This is a genomic window from Aeromonas sp. FDAARGOS 1403, from assembly GCF_019047325.1.
GTDB lineage: Bacteria > Pseudomonadota > Gammaproteobacteria > Enterobacterales > Aeromonadaceae > Aeromonas > Aeromonas dhakensis.
On the sequence record NZ_CP077249.1, the window covers coordinates 3,126,350 to 3,144,909 of the forward strand.

The 18,560-nt window shown below is 62.4% G+C and carries 16 protein-coding genes; 8 read left to right on the top strand and 8 right to left on the bottom strand.

The window, feature by feature from the left end; genetic code table 11:
• From I6L33_RS14680 to I6L33_RS14690, 3 genes are all read left to right on the top strand, one after another.
• Positions 1 to 669, top strand: a complete 669-nt coding sequence (locus tag I6L33_RS14680; protein WP_216972795.1) for a CpsD/CapB family tyrosine-protein kinase — start codon at positions 1 to 3, stop codon at positions 667 to 669.
• A 10-nt stretch (positions 670 to 679) separates the two neighbouring features.
• Positions 680 to 2,167, top strand: coding sequence for a SpoIIE family protein phosphatase (locus I6L33_RS14685; protein ID WP_216972796.1), 1,488 nt, complete (start codon positions 680 to 682; stop codon positions 2,165 to 2,167).
• Positions 2,168 to 2,242: 75 nt separating this feature from the next.
• A complete protein-coding gene (locus I6L33_RS14690) occupies positions 2,243 to 3,244 on the top strand; it encodes a glycosyltransferase family 4 protein (protein ID WP_216972797.1) in 1,002 nt (333 codons plus the stop codon).
• Positions 3,245 to 3,734: 490 nt separating this feature from the next.
• On the opposite strand, the gene I6L33_RS14695 is transcribed toward I6L33_RS14690, so the two are convergent.
• From I6L33_RS14695 to I6L33_RS14705, 3 genes are read right to left on the bottom strand one after another with little or no spacing between them, the layout of a single operon-like run.
• Positions 3,735 to 4,370: a sugar transferase gene (locus I6L33_RS14695; protein WP_005301410.1), complete on the bottom strand. Its 636-nt coding sequence runs from the start codon at positions 4,368 to 4,370 to the stop codon at positions 3,735 to 3,737.
• Entirely contained in the window at positions 4,367 to 5,560 is a 1,194-nt protein-coding gene (locus I6L33_RS14700; protein ID WP_216972798.1) for a glycosyltransferase family 2 protein, read from the bottom strand. The genes I6L33_RS14695 and I6L33_RS14700 overlap by 4 nt, the downstream gene beginning before the upstream one ends.
• Positions 5,561 to 5,604: 44 nt before the next feature.
• Complete coding sequence (locus I6L33_RS14705; RefSeq protein WP_216972799.1) at positions 5,605 to 6,705, bottom strand: glycosyltransferase; 1,101 nt, start codon at positions 6,703 to 6,705, stop codon at positions 5,605 to 5,607.
• 160 nt (positions 6,706 to 6,865) lie between these two features.
• On the opposite strand from I6L33_RS14705, the gene I6L33_RS14710 reads away from it, so the two are divergent.
• The 3 genes from I6L33_RS14710 to I6L33_RS14720 all read left to right on the top strand — a co-directional run bounded on the left by I6L33_RS14710 (position 6,866) and on the right by I6L33_RS14720 (position 10,413).
• A complete protein-coding gene (locus tag I6L33_RS14710; RefSeq protein WP_216972800.1) occupies positions 6,866 to 8,269 on the top strand; it encodes a GNVR domain-containing protein in 1,404 nt (467 codons plus the stop codon).
• A gap of 328 nt (positions 8,270 to 8,597) precedes the next feature.
• The gene (locus I6L33_RS14715; protein ID WP_216972801.1) at positions 8,598 to 9,389 is read left to right on the top strand and encodes a hypothetical protein; all 792 of its coding nucleotides are present in this window, start codon (positions 8,598 to 8,600) and stop codon (positions 9,387 to 9,389) included.
• A gap of 94 nt (positions 9,390 to 9,483) precedes the next feature.
• Positions 9,484 to 10,413: a hypothetical protein gene (locus tag I6L33_RS14720; protein ID WP_216972802.1), complete on the top strand. Its 930-nt coding sequence runs from the start codon at positions 9,484 to 9,486 to the stop codon at positions 10,411 to 10,413.
• An 876-nt stretch (positions 10,414 to 11,289) separates the two neighbouring features.
• Here I6L33_RS14720 and I6L33_RS14725 read toward each other — a convergent pair.
• Positions 11,290 to 12,147, bottom strand: coding sequence for a DUF1194 domain-containing protein (locus I6L33_RS14725; RefSeq protein WP_216972803.1), 858 nt, complete (start codon positions 12,145 to 12,147; stop codon positions 11,290 to 11,292).
• Positions 12,148 to 12,241: 94 nt separating this feature from the next.
• Here I6L33_RS14725 and I6L33_RS14730 point away from each other — a divergent pair, with 94 nt between their 5' ends.
• Both I6L33_RS14730 and I6L33_RS14735 read left to right on the top strand, forming a co-directional pair.
• A complete protein-coding gene (locus I6L33_RS14730) occupies positions 12,242 to 13,063 on the top strand; it encodes a hypothetical protein (RefSeq protein ID WP_042006394.1) in 822 nt (273 codons plus the stop codon).
• The gene (locus I6L33_RS14735) at positions 13,047 to 13,499 is read left to right on the top strand and encodes a hypothetical protein (RefSeq protein WP_216972804.1); all 453 of its coding nucleotides are present in this window, start codon (positions 13,047 to 13,049) and stop codon (positions 13,497 to 13,499) included. Before I6L33_RS14730 ends, I6L33_RS14735 begins: the two co-directional genes overlap by 17 nt.
• On the opposite strand, the gene I6L33_RS14740 is transcribed toward I6L33_RS14735, so the two are convergent.
• Genes I6L33_RS14740 through I6L33_RS14755 form a run of 4 tightly spaced genes read right to left on the bottom strand, consistent with a single transcriptional unit; the run spans position 13,474 to position 18,549 of the window.
• Positions 13,474 to 14,001, bottom strand: a complete 528-nt coding sequence (locus I6L33_RS14740) for a hypothetical protein (RefSeq protein WP_254204936.1) — start codon at positions 13,999 to 14,001, stop codon at positions 13,474 to 13,476. The two genes, I6L33_RS14735 and I6L33_RS14740, sit on opposite strands and share 26 nt — an antisense overlap.
• An 11-nt stretch (positions 14,002 to 14,012) precedes the next feature.
• Positions 14,013 to 16,577 (bottom strand): hypothetical protein, encoded by a 2,565-nt coding sequence (locus I6L33_RS14745; protein ID WP_216972805.1) that lies wholly within the window; start codon positions 16,575 to 16,577, stop codon positions 14,013 to 14,015.
• Positions 16,577 to 17,776: a glycosyltransferase gene (locus I6L33_RS14750; RefSeq protein ID WP_216972806.1), complete on the bottom strand. Its 1,200-nt coding sequence runs from the start codon at positions 17,774 to 17,776 to the stop codon at positions 16,577 to 16,579. The genes I6L33_RS14745 and I6L33_RS14750 overlap by 1 nt, the downstream gene beginning before the upstream one ends.
• Positions 17,773 to 18,549 carry a DapH/DapD/GlmU-related protein gene (locus I6L33_RS14755; protein ID WP_005301377.1) on the bottom strand — a complete coding sequence of 259 codons (777 nt, stop codon included), beginning with the start codon at positions 18,547 to 18,549 and terminating at the stop codon, positions 17,773 to 17,775. Before I6L33_RS14755 ends, I6L33_RS14750 begins: the two co-directional genes overlap by 4 nt.
• Positions 18,550 to 18,560: the final 11 nt, after the last annotated feature.

Here is an 18,560-nt window from a genome sequence, read left to right on the forward strand (position 1 = left end):
GTGAGCATCCCGATCCAGTATCTGGAACTGGAGTCGCTCTACGCCTCGACCCTGGCGCGGGGGATCCGCTCCCTGGCAGTCACCTCGGCCGAGGGGGGCGAGGGGGTCAGCACCATCTGCGAGGCGCTGGCCCGGCGCGCCGAGGCGGACGGTCTCAAGACCCTGCTGGTGGATCTCAACCTCTATCACCCGGGCCGGCCCGCCGGCCAGGCCTGGGGGCCCAACGACGTGCCCGAGCCCCAGCACCAGGGCCACGCCCTGGCGGTGCTGCCGGCACCGGGCAAGGATCTGATGGCCTTTCGCAACAAGGAGACCCTGCGCGCCCTGCTGGTGCGCTGGCTCGAGCACTATGATGTCGTGTTGTTCGATACCTCCCCCCTCAATGCCCTCAACCGGGGCAATATCCCGGCGGATCAGGTGTGCGCCGCCTGCGAGGGAACCCTGCTGGTGGTGCTGGCCGGGGTGACGCCGACCACCATGGTGCAGAGCGCGGTGGAGAAGCTGACCCGGGCCGAGGCCAATCTGCTGGGGGCCGTGTTCAACGACAGGGTCAATCCGGGGCTGGCCAGCGAGATCCTGCGCGAACTCAACCGGCTGCCGAGCAACCGGCTGACCGAATGGCTCAAACGCTGGTGCCGGCGCAGCATGCTGCTCAACTTCCGGATCTGAGGGAGACGATATGAAAGAGTGGTTGCGATCCGCCCCCGCCACCCTGCAGTCGGTACGCGAGCTGCGCGGCCGTCTGGCGCAAGGGTTGGCACTGTTTCAGGTTGCCCCCGAGGAGCAGGCCAACTGGCTGCTCTGTTTCAGCGAGCTCGCCACCAATATCGTGCGTCATGGGGAGCCGCCGGCGAGCCAGCTCTGGCTCACCCTGCAGCAGGATGAGTCGGGCCTGAGTCTGCAACTGGATGACGACGGCGGGCCCCAGCCCGCGCTGGCGGCCAACCCCCTGCCGGCAGAGCCGCAGGAGGGGGGCTATGGTCTGGCGCTGGTGCACAGCCTGTTTGAGGAAGTGAGCTTCAGCCACCAGCAGGGGCGCAACCGGGTGATCCTGCGGGCCCGGCACGCTCCCCGGCGGATGCCCATGGTGGCGGTGATCGACGATGACAAGGTGATGCGCACCCTGCTCACCGGCTATCTGCACGACAACTATCAGGTCGACAGCTTTGCCGATCCCCTGGCGGCCCTGCAGGCGCTGGGACGCCAGCCGCCGGATCTGGTGCTCTCCGACATCGAGATGGAGGGGATCGACGGCTTCGCCCTGCGCCAGCAGCTGATGAAGGATCCCAAGATGCGCGGGGTCCCCTTCATCTTTCTGACCGGCCACCATGATCAATGGACCCAGAGCCGGGCTGGCGCCCTTGGCATCGATGATTTCCTGATCAAGCCCATCACCAAGCAGGCGCTGCAGCTGGCGGTCGCCCGGGTGCTCAAGCGGTCGGCCCAGCTCAAGGCCCAGTGGGGGGATCAGCTGGATCAGCGGATGACCTCGGCCCTGCGCCCCCTGCTGCCGGCCAACCAGCTGCACGGCTATCAGCTGGCGCTGCAGACCCGCGCCGCCGCCGTGGGGGGGGGGGATTTCCTGCTGGTGAAGGAGCGGGTGCTGTGGCTTGGGGACGTGATGGGGCACGATGCCGAGGCCAAGTTCTTCGCCCACGCCTACGCGGGCTATCTGCGCGGTCTGCTGACCGCCCAGAGCGAGCAGCGATCTCCTGCCAGCCTGCTGACCACCCTCTCCACCGCCGTGCACAGCGATCCCCTGCTGGGGGCGACCCTGCTCACCACCCTCTGCATCGAGCTGGGGGAGGCGGGCCGCGTTCGCTGGGCCAGCGCCGGGCACCCGGCCCCCTGGCTCATCGGGGCGGACGGGATGCATCCGCTCGGCGTGACCGGCCCCTTGCCCGGTCTGCGACCGGATCCCCACTTCGAGACCTGCGAGCATCAGTTGCAGCCGGGCGAGCGCCTGCTGTTCTGGACCGATGGCCTGCTGGAGAGCCGGGACCCCGCCGAGCGCCAGTTGTGGGAGGCGCAGCTGCAGCAGATCTGTCTCACCCCCGCACCCGGCCTGGAGCAGCTGGCCCTGGCCATTGCCACCTGGTTTGACGAGCGGGCCGACAAGGCCCCGGATGACATGACCCTGCTGCTGGTGGCATTTCCTGCCGACTGAGGCCCCCAAACTGCTGGCACACTCTATGCAAAACCCCCGCTGCAGGTGGCCCGACGCCACCAGAGGAGGTTGCCCATGTTGCCAACACATCAGGTCTGGCTCGCCATCGATGCCCGTCAGGTCGGCGGGATCGAGGTTCACATCACCCACCTCGCCAGCGATCTGCTGGCAAGGGGGCTGGAGGTCACCATAGTGCTGGTGGCCGATCACGGCATGACCCCCTTTGTCGCCCTGCTAAGGCAACAAGGATTGCCATACCGGGTCTGTCGCAACAGCCGGGACTTTGTGCGAGTGCTGGCGCGCCAGCCCGGCTTCGTGCTGCTGCACACCCACGGCTACAAGGCCGGGATCCTGGGGCGCCTCACCGCCTGGTGCAGCGGCAAGCCGGTGGTCTCGACCTTTCACAGCGGGGATGAGGGGGAGGGGTGGCTGAAACTCTACAGCTGGCTCGATAGGCTCACGGCGCGCTTTGCGAAGTGCATCGCAGTGAGCGAGCCCATTGCCCGCAGATTGCCTGTGCCGAGCACCGTCATCAGCAATTTCGTCCCCATGCCTGCCGTCCCGGTGGCGGTGGCGGGCAATCGCATCGCCTTCGTCGGTCGCCTCTCTGCCGAGAAGGGGCCCCAGGCGTTTTGTCAGCTGGCCGCCTTTTGCCCGGAGGGGAGCTTTCACCTCTATGGTGAGGGGCCGCTGATGGGGGATCTCAGCATGCAGTATGGAGATCGGGTCGAGTTTCACGGTTTTCGCCGGATGGCCGACGAGTGGCAGCATATCGATCTGCTCTGCATCACCTCCCGCTTCGAGGGGCTGCCGCTGGTGGCGCTGGAGGCCATGGCCCACGGCATTCCGGTCTGCGCCTTTGCGGTGGGGGGGCTGGTGTCGCTGATTGACCACAAGTCCAACGGCTGGCTGGTGGAGCCGAGCCAGGTGCAGGACATGGCGGCCATCGTCAACTACTGGCTGAGCCGCGACGAGCAGGCGCGGGGCGCCATGAGCCGGGCTGCCCGCCAGACCATCGCCCGGGGTTACAGCGTCAACCACAGGGTGAGCGATATCCTGGCGGTCTATGGCGGCTGATCCCGGGCCGCCGGCACACCGCCAGCAAGCGCAGCGAGTGGCCAGGCCACTCGCTTTTTTTATGGCTGTGCGACGCACCTTCGGTCAACCCTTCTCCCTGTCAGCCTCGCGCTCTCTGCTCTGCCTATCTGGCGCAGGGGATGGTGCGGCTGGATGCCTCAGTCCGTCAGGCTCCTGACGAGGTGACACAGCACAGGCAGCGCCAAGCCGCTTGCCCACGAACACCTCGCTATAGAAGCAGGCCGCGACCTCTGGCTCCCCTGGCAGGGAGCCAGAGCAGGCGCCGGGGAAAGGGGGCGGCACAAACCGCCCCGGGATGGCGAGGGGCGTCGTTCTGGTAAGAGATGCGAGTGAGGGCTGCGTTGGCGCGGCTCGCTGTCAGCAAGAAGATGAAAAGGGGATGCAGGCCCGACAGGCTGGGGTGGCTGAGGGTGAAAAGAATCGGGCCACCGCCTAGGCAGTGGCCCGAAATCCGGCAGCAGGGTGAGGCTCAGCGCCCCTTCTTGCCCACCATGATGGCGACCGTCTTGCCGATGATCTGCATGTCCTGCAGCAGCCAGCGCCAGGGGTGGAGCAGGGTCACCGAGTAGGCGAGATCGAAGGCGAGCTTGCTGCGCACATCGTCCAGCGACTCGTCATAGCCCTGATTGACCTGGGCCAGCCCTGTGATGCCGGGCGCTATCTCATAGGTGCGCTCGATAAAGAAGGGCACCGCATCCTCCAGCCGGTTGGCGATGCCGGGGCGCTCCGGCCGCGGCCCGATGAGTGACATCTCCCCCTTGAGCACATTGAGGAACTGGGGCAGCTCGTCGAGCCGGGTCTTGCGCAAAAAGTTGCCGCTGCGGGTGATCCGGCTGTCGGCCTTGCCGCACCAGACCGGCCCGGTGCCTGCCTCGGCATCGGCGCGCATGGTGCGAAACTTGATCATGAAGAAGAGCTCGGTGTGGCTGGCGTGGCTGCGGCCAATGCGCAGCTGGCGAAAGAACACCGGGCCCGGACTGTCGAGCCGTATGGCCAGCATGATGAGCGGCCACAGGGGCAGGGTCAGCAGCAGGCCGAGGCTGGCTCCGGCCAGATCCATGATGCGCTTGAGCACCAGGGTCGCTTTGGGGATGGGGTGTTTCATGCTGCTCTCTCCTGTGTGGTGGGGCGGGTCAGCCTCCGCAGGCCGTAGCGCAGGGAGCCGATGCCGTTGTACCAGTGTCCGAGTACCAGATAGTGGATCTTGCGAAACAGACCGGGCCAGTTGTGCAGCGGGGTGAGCTGGATCAGCAGCACCAGGGCATAGCCCAGCAGTTGAGCGGCCAGCAGCGCCGCGAACAGGGGCGAGTGGATGGCCAGCGGAATGGCGCACAGCCACAGCAGGGTCAGGCAGAGGGGCATCAGCACCCGCAAGCCCTTGCCACTGGCGAAGTTGAACGCCACCCAGCCGAATCTGGGGTGCAGCAGTGGCAGCAGACGCAGCAACTGCTGGGTGTTGCCGGCACCGATGCGCTTGCGGCGCTTGGACTCCAGCTGGGCATCGGAGACCTCCAGCTCAAGGGCGGCGCAGCGATTGTCATAGACCGCCTTGTAGCCCCTGGCGATGGCCTGCATCGGCAGGATGAAGTCATCGTTGATGGTGTCGGGCGCCAGCGGTGCCAGGCAGTCACTGCGCATCACATAGAAGGCGCCGTGGGCCCCCAGCATGCTGCCAAGGGCGGACTCGCACAGCTTGATCTGGCTCTGGTAGCGCCAGTAGCTGGCCTCACCCTGGGAGCCCGGCTGCCAGAAGCGATAGGCTTCGCCCACCACGCCGACGGCGGGATCCTGAAAATGGGCGGCGGCCAGCAGCAGGCTGTCGATGGGCAGCAGGGCCGACACATCGCTGAAGGCGACCAGGGGGCTCTCGATATGGGTCATCGCCTCGTTGAGCACGGCCACCTTGCCGCGATTGCGCGGGTGTTCGAACAGCCGGATCTGCAGCTGCAGCAAGGCGGGATCCCCGAGCTGGCAGAGGGCAATGGCATAGCTGTCGTCGGTGCAGCCATCAAAATGCAGGTGCACCGCCAGCTTGTCGGCCGGGTAGTCGAGGCTGGCCAGATTCTGCAGCTTGGCCGCCAGGGTGGTCGCCTCGTTGTAGATGGGCATCACCAGGGTGATGGCGGGGAGCTGCTCATCGCCGACCTCGGTCCGAAAACCCCGTTGGTGCGGGGTCGGTTGGTGCTGGCGCGAGCAGGCCCGTTTGCCGACCCATTTGAGCAGCAGGGGGTAACCCACATGGTGGTACACCACCAGGGCTGCACACAGCCAGAACACGATCATGATCCATTCCATGGGAGGCTCCTTTTGCTGTCTCTTTGCGTGTCGGTGGCATCGCCTCAGCGGGCGTACAGCGCCTGATAGGCTTGAGCCATCCGGCTCAGGCTGCCCTGTTCACAGACAAATTCCCGGGTGACGGTGCGCAGGCCACGAGAGTTGAGCAACCCCTGTGCCAGAAGTTGCGCCAGCAGAGCCGGATCTCGCGCCTCCAGCAACTGACCGCTGGCCGGGCAGACGATATCGGCGGCGGCCCCCACCGCGCTCATCACCACCGGCACGCCGCAGGCCTGGGCCTCCAGCACGCACAATGGCATCCCCTCCGCCAGCGACGGCAGGCAGAAGAGGTCCAGCCCCTGATAGAAGCGGGGCATCTGCTCCACCAGGCCGAGAAAGTGCACCCGATGGGCAATCCCCAGCAGTCGGCACTGCTGCTGCAACGCATTTTGCAAACTGCCCACCCCGGCCAGTGCAAGATGCACCTCGGGGGAGAGCCGCGCCACGGCCTCCAGCAGCAGGTGGTGACCCTTGACCGTCTCAAGGCGAGCGGCGCAGCCGATGAGCCTCACCCCGAGGGGCAAGCCCAGTGCCTGACGCGCCAGCTCGGCGGGGCCGGGGACGAAGCGCCCCTCGTCGATGCCGTTGGGGATCACCTGGGCCTGGATGGCGCCGAGCCTCGCCTGCAGCTGGTGCGCTACCGGGGTGGCGTCTGCCACCAGGGTGGGCCGCAAGGTGCGCAGCCCAAGCCCGGCCAGCTGGCGCTGACGGGGATCGTCGAGATACCAGGCGTCATGCTCGGTGTGGATAAGACACGCCACCCGGGCCAGCCGGGTGGCCAGCCCGCCATAGAGCAGCGGGCCCAGATGGTGGGTGTGCACCGCCGCCGGGCGCAGTTGGCGCAGCAGGCGGATGAGGCGATAGAGGGTGGTCAGCGACCAGCCGGCGGGCTTGTCCAGACAGTGGATCCGCGAGGCGAACGGCCCCAGGGCGGGCCAGGCGGCGAGCAGCGCCTCCTTGCTCCCCTCCAGCGAGACGATGTGCATGGGCTGGTGGCACTCGTTGGCCTGGCTGAGGTTGAGCACCATGGTCTCCAGCCCCCCGGGCTGCAGGTGCTGGACGATTTGCACGATGGCGGTGCTGGCTGACCGGGCGGTGGTGGGCATGGCGCTCTCCTCACAGTTGTCGGCCCTTCCCGGGCCCCTTGGCGGGACTATGCGAATCCTGTACCACAACGTCTGCCATGTTGGCCCGCTTGCTGGCATTACCCTTGCATTTCCTCCTCCATTCGTGGAATGCCATACCTGCCTTGAGGGGAGTGACGCCATGCCGGTCCAGTTCTACTACAACCTCTACATCATCCTCTTCGCCGCCTGGCGGCGACGTTATCTCATACTGATGCCGGCGCTGATCATGCCGCTGGTGGGGGTGGGGATTGGCGTGCTGAGCCCCAAGGTGTACGAGAGCCGCACTACCTTCATGGTGCCGCAGGATTCCAACCAGACGCCGACCCTCAAGGATCTGATCACCCAGGAGAGCCTCAAGGATCGCTTCGCGGTGCTGGAGGCCATGCTGCGCAGCCGCTACGTGATGGACGGGGTGGCGCGGGACCGCAAGCTGGTGGATGACAACACCCCGCCGGCCAAGCGCGACGCCATCATGGACTGGCTCTCGGCGTCCGTCTCCATCCGTCTTATCGGGGACGAGGTGATCGAGCTGAAGGTGAAAGCCGACTCGGCCGAGAGCAGCGCCGGCCTGCTGGAGGCCGTCTCGCGCCGCTTCTTCTTCAACCTGCTGAACAAGGGGCGCCAGTCGGCCGAGTCCTCCGAGCGCTTCCTGCAAAGCCAGCTCGACAGCCGGCGCAGCGAGCTGCAGGGGGCCGAACAGCTGCTGGCGGATTTCAAGCGCGAGCATGCCAGCGCCCTGCCGGATCAGCAAAATGCCAACGCCGCCCGGCTCTACGGCCTGAAAGATCGCCACGCCGAGAGCCTGCTTCAGTTGCAGCAGGCCAAGGCCCGGGTCGAGCAGCTCTCCCACGGCCAGGAGGGGGCCACGGCCCGCAGCCTGGAGGAGAAGCTGCAGCAGATGCAAACCGAGCTGGCCCTGCTGCGAGTGCGCTACAGCGATCAGCACAGCGAGGTGCAGAGCCTGCGCTACCAGATTGAGCAGTTGCAGCAGGAGCTGGAACAGCAGAAGAGCCAACCCGGTGTGGCGGTCGGGCCCGAGTGGGATCAGGCCAGGGCCCAGCTGGCCGAGGCCGAACAGAATGCCGCCGCGCTGCAGGCCCAGCTCGACGATCTGAACAAGGTGGTGGCCTCTCAGGGCGAAACGGAGAGCCAGCTGGCGGAGCTGGAGCGCGATCTCGAGGTCAAGCGCTCCCTCTATCAGGATCTGCTGCTGCGCTACGAGAAGGCCAAGGTGACCGGGGCGCTCGGCAGTTTTGAGCCCGGCGAACGGATCAAGGTGATCGACAGGCCCTTCGCCCCGAGCAAGCCCAGCAACTACCCGCTCTGGCTGTTTCTGATCGCCGGCATGGTGGGGGGCTTCGGGCTCGGCTGCGGGCTGGCGCTGCTGATTGAACTGGCGGATACCAGCCTGCGCCGCACCGATCAGCTGGCAGCGCTTATCAAGGCGCCAGTGCTAAGCCGGATCCCCTACTGCGAACCAGTGCATGCACACAGCGGTCAGGCGGCTCAAGCCCAGCCGTCACTGGTGGAGGTGCCGGGGTGATATTTACCCGTGGCCATCAAGGCAGGTCACCACTCTGAACCAGAATATTTCTGATAAGGCCTCGTAATGAGGCCTTTTTTTATGTCACTCAGATAGCGTCTGACCAACGACTATGGTTTGCATCGAATTTTTATGTGATTGCGACGATAAAGTCTGGTGGCGCTTCCTCATTCTGCTTATTGACTGTGGTTTTATACAGTGATACAACTGAAGCCAGTGTGGAGCGCTAATAATACGCATATAGATCAGTTAGATTGAAGCTGATACTAGCGCATTAATTTCGTCTTCTACCTAATTACTATTAGCCCAACAAGGCGAGATCTTAGCTATGGATATAGTTTTAGAGTTTATCAATGACCCTTTAATGCAAAGTTTGCTGCTCGGACCTTTAATGGGAGTGATTTTTGCTGCTTTATTTTCTGGGTTAAATAAATCTCCCGAGCCTCAAGCACCAGCTACAGTTATTCAAACAAGGACGGTTTATGTAACTAGAGTTGTTGAGAGAAGGCAAGCATCCAACCAATCTGATGATGGTATGGGCCTCCTAATAATTGGAGGCATTGGTTTATTATTTATACTTTGGAAGTACGCAATATATTTCGATACAATTCAGTACTACCTAGCATCCTTAATACTAACGGTGTTTAGTTTTTCAGCTACAACGATAATTATTTCTTTAGTAAAGGGTCAATACACATCAGGTGAATGGTGGCTCTATACTGCTGGCCCGCTTGTATCGCTTTGTATAGCTATTTATTTACTTAATTTGGCGAAAATCAATTTCGACCCTAGTATACAACAGGGAGCCTTAAGTAATACCTTTTTTACATTCTATTCAGATTGGTTAAGTGAGTATGGGCGAAATTTCATGTTTGCTCATGTGGGCGGAATTGTGATACTAGCATTAGCTGTTATTTTAACGGCGTTGTCATTGATTCATTATCTAAGCTTAATGAATCAACGTTCTTCTGGTATTATGCATGGATTGTGGTTTTTCTTAACCAAATCTACTTCGTTTTTCTCTGGTAAGTCTTGGCTCATATTAATTGGGTTTTTACTGGTCGCAGCTTATACCTTGATTAATCCAGATCTTATGGCAACTTGGATGACCAAAAAATAGTGCTAACAAGCACATTTTATCTAACCGATTTTATGTTGCGCCTCAAATCAGCCCAAAATGAGGGGTTTATGTTTTTTTGTGGGGGGGGGAAGTTTTGACATCTTTAAGTAAAGCAAAGAGTTTAGAGTGCGATGAAATACTTACTCCGGAATTGGCAGAATCATATTACAAAATGGGCCTTATTTCCGATAAAAGAAAATTTGTATGCATCGGTAAAGGATGTTCTTGCAGAATAACTTGCGCCAATATGGACAATCCAAAACGTAAGTTAGACCCATACTTTAGAACAGTTGAAGAGCATTCAAAATCATGTGATATCTACGAAACAAAGTATAGAAACACTGTTGATTTAGGTGATTTTTCTCATGTGCCATCAGAGCAGAGCAAGGATCCCAATAGACCTGATGAATTCATTATTGTTCGACCTAAAAGTCATTTTTTTGAAGAGCGGGCTTCACCCCATACAGAAGGTGTAGAGACTGTTACGGTTATTAAAGGTAAGCAAACGGGGGGGATTGATTATTACTCTCCGACCAATTTATATCATCTTGGCTCCTTGGTTGCGAAGTATAATAGGTTTGAGAGGGAAAATCAGCATAAGAAGCGTTCGGTGGCTATAGGAGAAAATAAATATCTTTATAGTGAGTTATTTAAACGCTTACAGAATCAGCATTTTGATAGTTATGAGATTGTAAGTCAAAGAAGACGGGTTTACTGGGGACATGTTTCTAGTGTTGTGCCTCAAAGCAATGGTGATGTTAGGTTCACATTATCAGATGTATCCAGATTTAAAAAAGATACTGCAATTGTTTCAGTCTTTATCAAAAAGTCTATATTAGACGGTTATCAATATAAACGTCCTATTCGCGACGCTATCATTGATAGTATTGGCATGAGTCAGAATGATTTATATATATATGTCTACGGCATACCATCATTGGAAGTAAAAGGTCGAGTGTTCTTAAATTTTAGGCCTTCTAATCTTGATTTGGTGGAAATACATAGGAATAACAATAAAATTTAAAAAGGGATTCACAATACGTGGCATTCTCTGTTTGAATTAACTTCAGTGTATGAGGCACGCTATGCTATTTGTATTGATATAAGCGAGGCTTGTAGGTTCGATTAGCCGATAGGTGTAATCGGACGCTCGCGGTGACTTTCCCCGTCAATGTGTTAACTACGTCCAGACCGATGTCAGTTTTTTGGAGGGTGAGAAGTAGCAAAATGAGAAAATTTGGGCGAGTAAAATAAACATATTACAAAAAGGCCGCGAACGTCCGATTACGCTTCGCTAATCAAACCGGCGATCCTTTAATGACTAAAAATAATAAAGCATTGAGGGGTAATTCCCGATGCTTGGTATTTTTAATTCCATGATAGGGGCTCATGTTTACGGTGATATGATTTAGGTTTAGTGGGTTAGTTGCTTAGAGATTGAATGTGACGCTGTGCGTATTGAATATTTATGTGATATCTTATTATCATTTGTTAATGATGGCGATGATTTTATATTGTAAATCGTTGTTGTGTAGATCATCTGTTGAGTGAGCGTTTAATGACTTACAAGAAAGTTCAAGAATATGTGAAGGGACAGCATGGCTTTTCAGTGAAGAGTTGTTGGATTGCTCATGTTAAGGAGTTAAATGGCGTCTCAATGAAACAGGCGCCAAACAGGCAATCCCCAAAGTTTCGAAAATACCCGTGTCCAGAAGACAAAGTGACGGTATTAGAAAATGCTATGCGGCAGTTTGGGTTAATAAAGTGATTTAGATAAGAACACATGCGTATACAAGAGGTGCGATATTTTCCGTCCCTGTGTCCGTGGTGCCATGGTGGCAGCAAAAAACAGGGAGCCATGGCTCCCTACTCATAACAAAAGTTACAGACAGTGTAACTGCTAGCCGACGGCTGGTATCGGTTGCCAGCCGGCGTGCTGCTGGTTCCCCTGATTACGGCCTTGAATACGGCGTTGATAGCGCCAGGCCAGCAGCAAGGGCATGCCGAGCAGCAGCTGGGCCGCCAGCGGGATCTCCTCGATGGGGGCGGCCAGTGCACCTTCCGGGATGATCCCCCCCTCAATCTCGGCCGCGAGTTTCAGCTCCAGGGCGCTGCCAAAATCGGCGAAGGTGGTGGCGTTGATGACGAAGGCATCCTCGCCGCCGGCGATATTGTTCAGATACCAATCCTGCAGCACCCCATCGGGGTAGTCCTGGCCTATGGTGATGCCGTTGATGGTATCGATGCCGGAGGCGAGCAGCTGATCCCGTACCGTGGAGGTATCCAGCCCGGCGTTCTGGATCCCGTCACCGGAGACATCCATCACCTGGCGCGTGGCGGTAAAGTCGTTGGTATCGAACTGCAGGGCACCGAATTGCATGGCTGAGCCCGGCGCCGTCATCCCCGAGTAGGGGCGTGTCAGGGCGTCCAGGGTGGCGGCAAACTCGTTGATGGAGGTCATGTCATAGAGGTAGAACCAGTCGGTCATCACCGCCTGCTGGGTCGAGCCGCTCCACATCACCATCTGCACGGCGATGGTGCCCAGCTTGCCGTCGCTGGTATCCAGGATGGCGTCTTGCACCGCCTGGCTGTAAAAGGCATCCACATAGCCCTGCAACTGCAGGTTGAACTCTGACGCGCTGACGCTGCCCGACACATCCATCAGCAGTTGCAGCTCGGTATCCACTTCGGTCAAAGCGTAGGCGGGGGCGCTGACCAGCAGCATCCCCACCAGCCCTGCCAACGGTTTTAGTCTCATAACTCACTCCTTCTCCTTGAGGCCTGGCCCTGATCCTCAGTGCCGATGGGGAGGATGAATAAAGCGTGCCACTTTGCAGGGATCAGCAGCGGGCATGAAATTTGCGGTCTTCGCACAGGATGAAAACGAACAAGTGCGGGGTGAGGCGATGGAGATCCGTCCCTGGCAGTGGGCGCCCAACTGGTTGCTGTTGGGGCTGCTCAATCAGTGGGCCATGGTGTGGCTCAACACGGGCCACTTCAACCTGCTGGTGGTGTTGCTGATTGCCATCTGGTGGCAAATTGCATCGCGGGTTGCGCCAGCCTGGCAACCTGGCCGCGCCGCTCTGCTGCTCTTCTCGCTGCTGCTATTGATCCCGAGCGCCAGTTGCAAGGCGCTGGCCTGCCTGCTGCTGGCCGCGAGCCTGTGGCGGCGCCAGCAGCCTTGGGACGAGCGCGCCGCACTACAGATAGTGGTGGCCTTCACCCTGGCCGTGCTGTGGGGGCAGCAGCTCTTTGCCCTCTGCTCCGGCCCCGTGCTGGCGCTCGATGCCTGGGGAGTGGGCCAGTGGCTGCAACTGCTGGGGTGGGAGACGGTGCAAAGCGGCAACCGCATCGAGCGGGTGGGGGGCCATGCCTTGATCGTGCTCAAGGGCTGCTCCTCGTTCTCCCAGCTCTATCTGGTGGCGCTGGCCTGGCTGGTCTCCTCCTGCTGGCTCGCCCCCGGGCGGGCGCTGCACCGTCAGCTGCCCCTGCTGGGGCTGGTCTTGCTGCTCTATATCGGCAGCAACCAGCTGCGGCTGGTGCTGATGAGCCTGGATCTGCGCTGGTACGGCTGGCTGCATACCGGCACGCTCGCCCAGCTCTACCAGTGGCTGGTGCTGCTGTTGCTGATGACACTGCTGTTTAACAGGGGGCGCCATGTCACCACCGATTAGGGGCTATCTCTGGCTGGTGCTGCTGGCACTGGCCTCCACCGGCGCCATGGGGTGGCGCTATCAGCACCGCCAACCGGTGGATGGCGCGCGCCAGATGCTGCAGGAACTCCGCCAGCTCGGCTGGCAGCGGCAGGGGGCCAGCCCCTTGCTGGGGGGCACCTATGTCGGCTACCGGCTGCGCCACCCAGATTGTGACGGGGTCTTGCAGGCGATGGCGGTGGCCCCGGATCGGGAGGCCATGTCGGTAAGACTCGCAGGCGCTGGCCAGCTGCAGGGGGTGATGTTTCGGGGGCAGTGGCACCCGGAGCCGCCACTGCTGGCCTATCGATTCAATCAGGGCTGGCACAAGCTGTGGGGCGACGCGCCGGCCCCCCTCTATCGGGTCGCGCTGCCTGCGGCCTGTCTTGCCCTTATTGCGCCTGGCGAGCCTCGTTGAGGGGGCTCGCCGCGTCGGCGGGCAACACCCGGATCAGCAGGCTGTTCGGGGCCAGCATGGGGTCGTAACGCGGTTCGAGCTCGATGGCGCGGGCACTGAGCAGGCTGGCCAGCTTGCCAAGGCGGTTGCTGGCAAGGCGCGCACTCTCCAGCATGTCGGTCTGCGGCCCGGGGCCGCTGATAAGGGCTATCTTCGCTGGATCCCGCTGGCCGAGAAACTGGTGCAACTGCTGCTCCTGATCCGCCGCCAACATCACCGCTTCCTCCTGATAAGTCAGCGACAGCTGGGCCTGCTCGGCCAGCTGCTGCTGGCGCAACTGCGCCAGCATGGGAAAAGGATCCTCGGTGGGCGTCTGGCGGGCACAACCAGTGAGTAGCAAAGAGGGCAGCAAGGAGAGCAGCAAGGCAGGCAACAAGCCTGCGGCAAGCCCGCTCTGGCGGGGACGACGCCCGGTACTCTGGCGCCCAAAAGCCTTTATGTTGGTGACGTTCTGATGCGGCATAAGCTGGCCAGTCAGGGGGATGAATTGGCTCCAGTTTGCAATGTTTTCAAGCGCTTGGCCAGTTGTTCAATCTCGCCGCGAAAGATGGCCCAGCGGCTGGCGGGGAGTGCTTCGGCCTGCTGCCAGCGGGTGGGCACCGAATCGCGCAGTCGCTGCATCAGCAGGGCCGCCTCCACCTGTTGGCGCGCCGCCTGCTCGAGCCAGGCGAGCCAGCGCAGATCCTCGATGCCCTGTTGCAGCAGCAATAGATCGTAGGAGAGGCGACGGGCCTCGCAGGCCTGCGGGCCCAGCAGCAGAAAGTCGCTCTCGCGCCCGTCGGTGGGGTCATAGGGCAGGGCGGTGGGCATGCGCCCGTGCCACTGCAGATAGCCCTCGGCCCCGCTCTGCCAGAGGTAGAAGCCGGCGGCGCGCGGGGTGCCGAGGTTGTAAAACCAGGGGGTGGCCCCGGCGGCCCTGACCCGCTCCACATCGGCCTTGTCGGCGCCAAAGCCTGCGTTGATCAGGGCTATCTCCACCTCGCCAAGCAAGGGCGCCTGGGCGGGGTGGTTGAAGTGACCGGCCCGCACCACGGCGGGATCCCGCCGCTTCATCTCGCTGGCCATGGCTTGAATGGCGGGCAGGGCGCCGAGATCCGGCTCGTCAAACAGGCTCCAGGCCAGGGGGGGCAGCCCCTGGGCGCGAAAGGCCGCCTGGCGCTGCTGCCAGGCATCGAGCCGGCTGTTGGTGTCGCTGCCCCAGCGCTTGAGCGAAGCGTAGGCCAGCAGCGGCATGTGAAAACCAAGGCCGATGGCCTCCTCCTGGGTGGTGCGCATCCCGGCTTCATCCTGGGGCAGGGCGGGGGCAATGCCGCTTATCCCAAGCCCGGCGAGCCGCTGCAGATCGCAGCGACTGGCGGCCAGCTGGGCGCCTGCCAGCTCCGGGCCCTGGCTGAACCAGCCAAGGTAGGGAGGGGTGTCGAGGTAGATGCCGACCGGTTTGCTGGCGGCGGGCAGGGTCAGGGGCAGCACCTCGACGTCTAGCGGCAACTGCACCAGCTGCTGGTGGCTGAGCAGCTGGATATTGCCCTGATAGCGCCCCGCCGGTGCATCTCGCGGAATGGGGAGATGCAGCACCAGGCGCCTTGGCACCCCGCGCTTGAGGGTGAGCCCCGCCACCCCTTCCACCAGCTCCTGATCCGAGGGGAGCAGCAGGGTGCCGCTCGCCTGGGGGCGCACCAGATGCCACTGGCTGTGGTAGGGGGTCAGCGGCAGGGTAACGCCGTTGGCTGCCGGCGGCTGGATCACCAGCAGGGGGGCGGCGTCATCCTCGGGCGTCTCGATGACGAACTCCAGCAGCAGCTGGCTGCCTTGGGCGGCCAGTACGGGAGTGGCAGGGGGGGCCGGGCTGGCCCTGGCACTCAAGGTCGGTTGCCCCTGCGCGATGGGGGTCAGGGTGAGACGAGCGAGGGGCTCTGGCAGCGAATAGGGGGCCAGGGCCCACTTCTCCGTAAAGAGCTGGCGCTGCTTGGCCAGCACCCGCCGGGTGGCCTCGGCCAGCGGGTGAGGGTTAGCCTTGGTATCAGCCTGCTTGTCCGCCGCCGGATAGGGGGCCAGCAGCAGGCCGGCGAGGAATTTTGCATCCGGCGAATTGCCCCCCAGGGTGAGGGTGAGCGGGCCACTTGGATGCTCTAGCACCAGGCTGACCGGCCCCCCCTGGCGGGCACCGAACAGCAGCCAGGGATCGGGATTGGGCAGCGCCTCCTGCTGCTGGCCGGCGAGATAGCGCTGGGCCAGCCACTCGCCCGGCTGCCACCGCTCGGCCCAGACCGGCTCGCCATCGATCAACACGCTGCGCTCGAGGGGGTGGGGCAGGTACTCCCACTCGCCCGGATCGTCGAGCCAGAGGGTGAGCTGGTAGCGCCCCTTGGGAACCTCCAGCCTGACGCCGTCGAGGTTGCGCAGCCCGTCGCGGATCAGCGCATCGCCGGAGGGGCGCAATATGGGGCTGGGGTGGCCCAGCAGACGCGGATCCCCCGGCGCCAGGGGCTCGAAACCGGTGAAGCGGGGCGAGTCGCTCGCCCCCAGATCGAGGGCAATGGTGCCGGCGGGCAAGGTCAGCCCGGGGGACCAGTACCAGCGTGTCAGGGTGAGCTGCGTCGCCCCGTCAGCCATGAAGAGATAGAGCCTGGTGAGCTGGTCGAGGGCCAGGGCCCTGGGCTGGGCGGTGCGCCAGTCGCTTAACGAAAAGCGCAGGGTAAAGGGGCCCGGGGGGATGATCCGCTCCAGATTGACCCGGCTGCGGTAGTTGACCGAGGCGGCGTCATCGATCCGCAGGATCAGAGTCTGGGGGCCTGCCGCGGGATTGTGACCCTCGATCACCAGTTCGTCATCCGCCCCGACGGGCCAGGGCAGGCGCTCGAAGGTGAGCCGCTGGGGCGTCTGCTCGCCGCTCAGCGGCAAGGGGGTGGGGCCATCAAGGCGGCTCGCCGCCAGCACAGAGCTCCCTATTATCAGGCAGAGGGTCATCAGGCCGAGTACCTGCAGCAAGAGCACCAGCGGCCAGGGCGCCTTGTGTAGGCGCAGCGTCAACCAGCCCATCAGAGCAGCCCTGCCAGCCAGCTTTTAAGCTCGTCGGCCCTGTGATCCCAGCTCTGCTGCGCCACTGCCTGCTGGCGACTCTGGCGCCCTTCGCTGCGAGTCAGCGCTTCCCACTCGTAGCGCTGGAACCAGTCCTGGGCGGGGGCGTCGAGGGCGGCACGCTGGATGGCCTGGGCCAGGCTGTCGCCCGGGCGGGGCAGATGGACCAGCGCCCGATAGCCGTCCAGCGCCGGAAAATCGGTGCTGACCACGGGCCGGCCGGTCGCCAGATACTCGCGTAGTTTCAACGGATTGCAGGCCCTGATCTGGGCATTGTCGACGAAGGGCAGCAGGCTCACCTGCCAGTGCTGGGCGTAGGCGGCCAGGGTGTGGTGCGGTCTGGGGCCGAGCAGATGCACGTTCGGCAATCCTGCCAGCGGGCTCAGGTCAGTCTGCCTGGGCCCTATCAGCACCAGATCCCAGTGGGGCAGGGCGCGAGCGGTCTCCGCCAGCAGGGGGACGTCTATCCAGTCGCTCAGGCTGCCGTAAAAACCGGCGATGGGGCGCCCGCTCGGCAGATCCGCCGGCCTGGGTTGGGGGGGCATGAAGAGGCCGAGATCCACCCCGTGGCTCAGCAGCCGGGTCTTGTGGGGGGGAAAGCGGCTGGCCAGCGCCGGACTGGCGGCCAGGATAAGGTCCGCTTTTTCTACCAGCCTGGCCTCGCAGCGGGCGATGGCGGCGTGATCCACCCCCGCCAGGGCCGAGAAGTCGTCGCCGCAGTAGTAGATCACCGCCCGCTCGCCGAGCTTGCCCACCAGATCCACCGCGCTTGGCAGGGAGATCCAGAGTAGCGGCTTGTCGAGCTCGGGCAGCTGGCGGCGGATCTGGGCCGCCAGCCAGTGGCCATTGATCCGCCCCGCCAGCGGGCTGCCGGGCAGGGGCAGCGCCAGCGGCGGCATCACCTGAGGCGTTGGCCCGCTCTGGATGGCGGGTGACTGGGCCTGGCCCTTGGCCGGGCGGCGCAGCACGGCCCCCAGCTTGCGGCCGAGCCGGCCCAGGTCGCGCACGTTGAGGCGGGGGCGGCGCAGGCCGATGGAGTTGACCCAGAGTACCCGATAGTCCGGCAGCAGGCGTTTGATGAGGTGCTGGGTGCTGGAGGGGTGCTGACCCCAGTCTTCCCCCAGTACCACCAGTTGGGGCTGTGCGCTCGACGGTTTCATGGCTGCTTCTCCTCACTCGGGCGGCTGGCGGCACTCTCTGCCAGCGCGTCGCGGCAATCTTGCGCATCGAGGGGGCGCAGCACCCGGGCCGGCACCCCGGCGGCCAGCACCCCGGCGGGCAGGCTATGGGTCACGATACTGCCGGCGGCGACCACGGTCCCCGCGCCTATGGTCACCCCCGCCATCACCATGGCGCCGGTGCCGAGCCAGACGTCATGCTCGAGCACGATATCGCCGACCTGCTCGTCCCGATCCGGCAGCCCCCGGGCCCGCTCCTGGGCATCCAGCGGGTGACCAGGATAGCCCGCGAGAAAGGCGCGCCCGGCGATGCGCACGTTGTCGCCGAGCACTACTTTGCTGCCCACGGCGATGGTGGTCTGCCAGCCGATGCCGACGTTGTTGCCAATCCTGAGAGCGGGCCCCTTGCTCGAGGGGCGGCCGCTGATGGTCATGGCGGCGCTGAGGCGACAATCCGCCCCCACCTCGATTGACACGGGGCCGCTGATAAAGGGGATGCCGCCGTAAAGGTAGAGGCGGGGGGCGGGGGCACGCAGGCGGGACTGGAACAGCGGCGTCCACCAGAGGGTGCGGGCCAGGGTGGCGAGAGTCTGGCTTGCCAGCCGATAGAGACGATAGAGCAGGCCGTGCAGGGGCGGGATGAGCGGAAAGCTCCAGCTGCGGGCCCCCTTGGCGAGGCGCCACAACAGGCGGGCCAGCGGCGTCTCTCCCTGCTTGGCCCAGGTTTTCATCCGGTACAGGCTGATGCTGTTCATGGTGTGCTCTC